Below are 4,689 nucleotides of genomic sequence, written 5' to 3'. Positions count from 1 at the left end.
CCACTCAGAAGGCCGCCGCGAGGGTGCCTACGACCGGTCCGACCTCCTCGATCTACGCAAGCCGGTAATGGAGGCATGGGGCGATTACATCGATGCCTAACTCAGTCGGCGACACCCCGCGACCTGCGTTGTAGGGCGATCTGGGAGACCTGTTCCTCTGGGGGCGGCCTGCGAAGATCGGCATTAGTCCCGCCAGCTTGTTTACTTTAGCTAAACATGGGCAGATGGACGGTACGGAATGATCGAACTCCCTGGGGGCCGGCTCGTTACATCGGATGAGCCGGTCGATCTGATCACGAAGATGGGCGCGGCGACGCTGTTCGGTCTAACCGCCGACGCGGTACGGACCGCAACGATACGTGGCCATGTGAGGACCCATGTGGTTCTGAGGTTCGCTAATCGTTACGACCGGCTCCTCGATTTCTGTTCGGCTGAGCGGTACTGGCGGGCGAGGACCAGGAGCGTCTATTACGAGCGTGACCTGGCCGATATGCGGGACCGTGCCGACGAGTTGTTGGTCAACGCGGTGCGGTACCGGCTGCTGCACCCTTGGCCGCTGGTTGAAACAGAACCAGCTTGTCCTCATCGCAGCGAGTGGCCTGCGCTACGCCGCCGTGCGAGAGACTGTGGTTCAAGTGAAAGATCGAACCCTACGGCTGTCCGAGGCGGATCCGACGTCCAGGTGACGTGAGAGAGGGCGTCGGCGCGAGTTGTGGTGGACCGAAAGCTCGAGGAGGGAGGGCTGAACCCCTGTGTATGGAGGGCGCGCAGGACGGGGGAGTCGCAGGTTGACGGATGGGTGGCGAGCTCCTATGTCAATTTTGGGTGGTGGTGTGTTGGAGGTGGGTCCAGATTCGGTCTGAAATGCGGCGTTTGAGGCAGCGGATGGCTTCTTTTTTGGTTTTGCCGCGGTCGAGGAGCCGGTTGTAGTAGAGGCGGCCTTCTGTTCCGGGTTGTCGTATCTGTGTTATGGCGGCGGTGTGGATGGTGCGGTTGAGTTGTCGGTTGCCTCCTCGGTTGAGGCGGTGGCGGACCACTCGTCCTGATGATGCTTGGACAGGCGCGGTTCCGTTGGCCATGGCGAACTTGGCTTTGGTGGGGTATTTGTTGGGGTGGCCGACCTGGGCCAAGATTTCGGCGGCGCCGAGTTCTGCGATGCCCCGTATTTGGGTGAGGGTGGTTCCGGTCTGGTGGAGGGTGTGTCGGATTTGGGTGTCGAGGGCCCGGGTTTGGTTGATCAGGGTTCGCATGGCGGAGACCCGGCTGCGGGCGAGGTCGGCTCGGATGCTGTGGTCTTCTCCGAGGAGGGTGAGGACTTTGTCTAGTGAGCTTTTGAGGGTGATCCGGGTACGCAGTTCGTGTCGGTAGCCGCACCGGATCTTGGCCAACTCGGCGTGGAGGCGGCCCGAAGCTTTGACCAGTTGGTCGGATAGTTCACGACGATACGCGCATAACGCCCGTAAATCGTCTGTTAGTCCAACAGCTTGGACCTGGGGTAAGCCGTCTTCGCGGAGCGCGACACGAGCGATACCCAACGCGTCCCCAGGGTCGGTTTTCGTTCGGGTCCGCTGCCGGCGCCGGGCTCGGGCTGTCATCTGGGGCGGCACGTCAACCACCACATGACCCGCGGTGACCAGCATTTGGGCCAACCCACGGCCATACGAGCCCGAACCCTCGATCCCGACCCGGACCACGCACCCCAGCTGGCGCACCCATGCCCACATCGCCTCATGACCGACCGCAGTGTTCGCGAACACCTCAGACCCCGCGGCCCGGCCGGCCTGGTCCACGACCACACACACCAGGCTGTCCTTATGCGAGTCCACGCCCACAACCATCATCGCTGATCTATCCTTCCTCTCAGCTGACATGCTGGTAGAACAGCCCGAATGCGCAACCGTGCGTAGAGAAAGCCACCCACCCACACAAAGGGGCAGGGAGCCAGATCAAGCTCCTATCAAGCGACAAACGGGCCGCAAGAACCCGGCGGGGAGGCAATCGCCAACCAAAGCCACCAAACCGTTACGGGCCAGCCCAAAACGGACCAGGGCAGGGGGCGTTGAGCCATCCCCACCGGGTCTAGCACCACACATCCAAACACGCACGGAGGCGGGGCTGACTTTGGCCTTGGCGTGGTGGGGTTCTGGGTTGGCGGTGTGGTGGGTGTTGGAGGGTGCCCTGTTGGGTGCGGGCGCGGCTGCGGCTAGGGCGACTCCTGTGGTGGTTGGGCTGGCGGGCGCGGCGGTGATTGCGGGGCTGGTGGGGCTCAGCATCCAGCGGCTACCCAACCAGTCGTGGAGACCACCCCCGACGATGTTCTGGTTGCGGCGGCTATCCGCCAGCGGGTCCAGTTTGCCTTGGCTGCGGGGTCGGGTGCTGGGTGCCTTGTTCTGGCCGGCGCGGTCGCAGCGGTTCCTCCTACCAGTGGGCTCAGGAGTGTGGAGGGGGTGATGATGTTGTACCTAGCGGCGACCACGGCCGTCAGCTTGCTGAGGGTGGTGGGTGAGTTCCTGCCGGGGGTGGTCGGTTCCAGCTAGCACCGGATGTTGAGGGAGGTGATTGGTTACGGCGTCCCGGCCCGGGGCTGCGGGGGGTGTCGGTTGTGCGGCTAGGGGCGGGCGGTGCCGCCGGGTGTCCGGTCGGTTCGGTGCTTGCGTACGTTGTGGGCCTTCCATCGGAGCCATGGTGGCGGCGTCAGTAGACCAGTTCCCAATGCGTTCCACGACCTTTACGGGTACGACCAGGTTCCAGTCCTCTACGTAGTGGGTCTGCTTGCGGGGGAAGGTGTCGAATACGAACATCTCCGCCCGCGGGCCGAGGGGGCCGAACTGGCCCAAGTCGCTGCTGGTGATTCCCCACAGGTCGCGGTGCTGGTCCAAGAAGACCCCCACCTTTGCTCGCAGCGCCGACTGGCCGTCTCGTAGCTGGCAGTAGGCGGCCACCGCCTCAACGTAGATTCGGTCCGCCTGGGTCACCGACTGGTAGATATCGTCCCAGCTGCCTCCGTAGTCGGGATCCGCAGGACATCTACCAGGGTGCGTTCCATTCCCGTTACCCGCACGGTGCCGTCCGCGTAGGTTCGGGTGACCACCCCGAAATGCCGGTTACCGGAATCGATGAGCCGCTGGGGGAATCGAACACCCCGGTAGCGCATGGCACCGTAGACGATTGGTGGGGCGGGATCGGTTGCCGAGTACACGGCGTCGAACCGCATCGAGTACGAGATCCCCCAGTGGTCGAGGGCAGCGTGGTGCGACACCACCGCGTCTGGGGCCATCTTGGTAGCGACTAGGTCTGGGATCGGCTGGAACCGGGCCGGGTCGATACCGTCGGCCACCACGGCGAACAGGTCAGGCCGCACCGCCACGACCCGCCCAGCCCGCAGGCACCGGTCCTCGATGCGGCGGGCTTCCTCCACAGGGTCGGCCTGACCATGTTCGGCTAGGAACGCGACGAGTTCGGGGCCGGTGAACACCGGCTCCACAGCCAAGAACGCTTCGTGGTCCGCCCCAACACCTCGACAACTACCAATCGTAACGGTGGCCGTGTATTCCACGCCTGTGCTCCTTGACTGGCCACCCGGCGACCTGGCACCACCAGGCAATCCCCGAGTCATTGGGCGACAACTGGCAGCCTCCAGAGGAGTTCACACCGAACCCGGCGCAGCCGGGACGCCGGCGGGGCGGATCCGTCGTTCAAGCAGCCCGAGCGTCACACGGCTCCGGGTACTGTGTTGGGTGGGGCGGTCACGCTGCTGGGGATAGGCTGTCGATCCAGTCGTAGATGTCTTGTTCTCGCCAGCCCACCGCTCGGGTGCGTTCCCCGCCAAGGCGGACAGCTGGGGGAAACGACCCGTCCCGCAACCGACGCCAGATCGTCGTCCGGCTTAACCCCGTCAACGCCATAACCTCGGGCATTCTCATCATCCGCCCACTTCTGGGACGTTCCGCCACCGACCGTCGATGGCTAACACCCGGCCTGTGGTTGTGGGTTTGGTTTCTCATCCGCGTTCTCCTTGGTTGTCACCCGGTCTTGTCCCGGCTCGCAATCTGTGTCCGATAGGGGACGGGAAAGGGTTGTGTTGCTATCGAACATACCGAGGGGTCCTTCCAACCCGGTCGCGCATCCACCCCCTTGGGGTCGCGCTCAAGCGCGACCGGTCGCGCATCCCCCCATTCGCGGTCGCGCTTCCCTCCTTTTCGGTTGTGCCCGCCTCGGATCGGGGCGTTGAGCGCCGGCGCGGCAAGCAAACGCATCCCGGCGTACGAGAGGTTCGGCGGCTCTATTGGGTGGTTGACTGGCGGTGGGACATGTGTCCCCGCACCCCGTTCATCCGGGGGAGGACGTATGTCCCAGTCAGCGAACGGGGGCGCTTCGTGGGGCGTGTGAGGCTGGTCGCGGTCGCGCATCCGGTCGCGCATCCTTGTGACCCGGGCTTTCGCGACGCCTCAACGGAGCCAGGACCCCTCGAGCCGCCCACAGGTCCCGTCGGCGAGCTGCTCGGCGGCCGGGACCGTTGTTGTGGGGGGACAAGTGTCCCGGTCACACAGTCACCCAAGGAGGGACATGTGTCCCTGCAGGGTTCGGGGCAGCACCGCGGCCGTAGGCCAAGCCGTTGGCTTAAGGGGGAGCCTTCGCCGGGGACTCCGGGGGAGGTCGGTGGGCTGGATGGTGCGGACGGTCCGGGGG

Annotated in this window: 3 protein-coding genes; all 3 read right to left on the bottom strand. The window is 64.8% G+C overall.

Going from position 1 to position 4,689, the window contains the following annotated elements; genetic code table 11:
• Nucleotides 1-815 precede the first annotated feature (815 nt).
• The 3 genes from F4Y45_04875 to F4Y45_04865 all read right to left on the bottom strand — a co-directional run bounded on the left by F4Y45_04875 (nucleotide 816) and on the right by F4Y45_04865 (nucleotide 4,004).
• Nucleotides 816-1,871 carry an IS110 family transposase gene (locus F4Y45_04875; protein MXY23838.1) on the bottom strand — a complete coding sequence of 352 codons (1,056 nt, stop codon included), beginning with the start codon at nucleotides 1,869-1,871 and terminating at the stop codon, nucleotides 816-818.
• 1,100 nt (nucleotides 1,872-2,971) lie between these two features.
• Nucleotides 2,972-3,556 (bottom strand): hypothetical protein, encoded by a 585-nt coding sequence (locus F4Y45_04870; protein MXY23837.1) that lies wholly within the window; start codon nucleotides 3,554-3,556, stop codon nucleotides 2,972-2,974.
• A 190-nt stretch (nucleotides 3,557-3,746) separates the two neighbouring features.
• Complete coding sequence (locus tag F4Y45_04865; GenBank protein ID MXY23836.1) at nucleotides 3,747-4,004, bottom strand: AlpA family phage regulatory protein; 258 nt, start codon at nucleotides 4,002-4,004, stop codon at nucleotides 3,747-3,749.
• Nucleotides 4,005-4,689: the final 685 nt, after the last annotated feature.

It is taken from the genome of Acidobacteriota bacterium (genome assembly GCA_009838525.1).
In the GTDB taxonomy this organism is placed as follows: domain Bacteria; phylum Acidobacteriota; class Vicinamibacteria; order Vicinamibacterales; family UBA8438; genus VXRJ01.
Note: the sequence above shows the minus strand (reverse complement) of the source record. Positions and strands in the feature narration are given on the sequence as shown.